This is a genomic window from Bacillus sp. JJ722, assembly GCF_036963345.1.
Taxonomy (GTDB): Bacteria; Bacillota; Bacilli; order Bacillales; family DSM-1321; genus Bacillus_AD.
In genome coordinates, this window is sequence record NZ_JBALMO010000401.1 from 377 (window position 1) to 2,016 (window position 1,640).

Below are 1,640 nucleotides of genomic sequence, written 5' to 3' on the forward strand. Positions count from 1 at the left end.
GTCTTAGCGTCAGTTAGAACGGGATAAAAGAATGACTCTTCATAACAAACAAAAACGCTCAGAAATAGAACATTCTGAGCGTTGATTTATTATTTCGCTTATTCAGTTAATGCAGCCGTTTGATTAGTAAACTTAGGAAATATTGTTTTTAACTCTAGTAAGTCATTTATTACTAAATCTGCCTGAGCAAGTTCATCCTCTTGTGCGAAATCAAAATTACATCCAATTGCAATCAAACCATTATCTTTAGCTGCATTTATATCAGATAGACGGTCTCCAACTACTGCTGCCTTTTTTATATCATATTTTTTTATAATTGTTTTAACTAAATCTCCTTTATCGAGCGTTTGTATTTGTTGAATACTAAATGTTTCGGTAATCCAATGATCCAAATTATAATAACTCACAATTGCTTGTAAATATTTCATTAAACCATTACTCGCTATGTAAATTGAACAATTATTTTCTTTTAAATAAAGGAAAACTTCCTTTACATTAGGATATAAAGCGCCTTTCCCACTTCTTATATTTTCAACTAATCTGTCCAGAAAATAAGCATCCGTTTGTTCTCTTACTTCATTGGAATGATTAGGTAACAAAGCTTCCCAAACTTTTGGTAAAGGTACACCCATAATTTCACGGTATTTATCAATAGGGGTTACTGTATCCCATAAATGTAGTGACCGTAAATGGTTAAAAGTATCATCAAGTGATAATTCTAGAATTTTGTCTGTTTGAAATAGAGTTCCATCCATGTCAAAAATCAGTGATTGTAACATTGTTTTTCTCTCCCTTTGTAACATGCTAAATAACTTCTAAAGTTTAACATGAAGTTACAATGACTTTTCTCTTTTTTTAAAAGAGTTTAGAAATAGCATAGCATTTAACAATAAAATTAAAACCATAATTCAATCAATGATAGTGACTATTGCCAAGCTGTTTTTTCTTGAAATTGCTGTTCATCAACAAAAAAAGCATACCAATTTTATGCTAATGGTATGCTTTTTCGTATGTTATTTAAAGTGTTCCTTCAGGAAAACGAAACTACTTATTTTTATCATTTAATCTTTTCAATTAGAATTTTGCAGCAACTTTTGCAACGTTTTCTAAGCCATCTGCAATGATTTCTTGTGAGCGATCAGGATGTTGATTATGGCCTTCGATAACCACAGTTTCAGAATCTGAAATGCCCCAGAAACCAAGAATCGTCTTGACAAAGTTAACAGCCATTTCCATTGATGCCATTGGTTCAGAAGAGTAGTCTGAACCTCGAGCACTTAATACAGCAACTTTTTTGTCACCAGCTAAACCAACTGGTCCTTGTTCTGTATATTTGAATGTTTTTCCCGCTTGAGAAAGATAAGAAATATATGTCACTAATGGAGCAGGAACTGTGAAATTCCACAATGGGAAAGCGAAGACTACTTTTTCAGCGTCTAAAAATTGATTCAAGTATTGATCTACTACATCTGCAGCTTTCGCTTCTTCTTCAGTTAATTCTAAACCTTGACTTCGTTTATACCCACCAGTAATAGCCGTATTGCCATAGTAAGGAAGATCAAGTTTAAAAAGATCTAGTTCAGTAATCTCTGCATTTGGATTTGCTTCTTTATACGTATTTAGGAATGTTTCATACATTT

The 1,640-nt window shown here is 32.4% G+C and carries 2 protein-coding genes; both read right to left on the bottom strand.

Going from position 1 to position 1,640, the window contains the following annotated elements; all coding sequences use genetic code 11:
* Window positions 1–98: 98 nt before the first annotated feature.
* Window positions 99–779: an HAD family hydrolase gene (locus V7014_RS26740; RefSeq protein WP_335512094.1), complete on the bottom strand. Its 681-nt coding sequence runs from the start codon at window positions 777–779 to the stop codon at window positions 99–101.
* 295 nt (window positions 780–1,074) lie between these two features.
* A partial coding sequence (locus V7014_RS26745) for an FMN-dependent NADH-azoreductase (protein ID WP_335512096.1) occupies window positions 1,075–1,640 on the bottom strand: 566 nt, incomplete at its 5' end.

Coding starts and splice junctions, on each gene's coding strand:
- V7014_RS26740 (WP_335512094.1), bottom strand. CDS start 779: ATGTTACAATCACTGATTTTTGACATGGATGGAACTCTATTTCAAACA.